General features: G+C 67.9%; 1 protein-coding gene. It reads left to right on the top strand.

Features of this window, described 5'->3' with window-relative positions:
* Positions 1 to 439, top strand: a 439-nt coding sequence (locus VA603_RS00290; RefSeq protein WP_323437604.1) for a GspE/PulE family protein, incomplete at both ends; no start/stop codon positions are given.

Genomic DNA, 439 nt, shown 5'->3' with positions numbered 1-439 from the left:
GAGCATTGAGCAGCTGGGCTTCAGCCCGGAGGAAGCGGCCGGCTGGAATGAACTGGTCGCCCGCCCGCACGGCATCGTGCTGGTCACCGGCCCGACCGGCTCGGGCAAGACCACCACGCTGTATTCCACGCTCAAGCGGCTGGCCACCCCGGACGTGACCGTGTGCACGGTGGAAGACCCGATCGAGATGATCGCGCCGGAGTTCAACCAGATGCAGGTGCAGGCCAACATCGACCTGGACTTCGCCGCCGGCGTGCGCACCCTGCTGCGCCAGGACCCGGACATCATCATGATCGGCGAGATCCGTGACCTGGAGACCGCGCAGATGGCGGTGCAGGCCTCGCTGACCGGCCACCTGGTGCTGTCCACCCTGCACACCAACGACGCGCCCTCGGCGATCACCCGCCTGCTCGACCTGGGCGTGCCGCACTACCTGATC

This window comes from Stenotrophomonas capsici (assembly GCF_034961085.1).
Lineage (GTDB): Bacteria > Pseudomonadota > Gammaproteobacteria > Xanthomonadales > Xanthomonadaceae > Stenotrophomonas > Stenotrophomonas capsici.
This window is presented reverse-complemented; position numbering and strand designations above follow the sequence as displayed.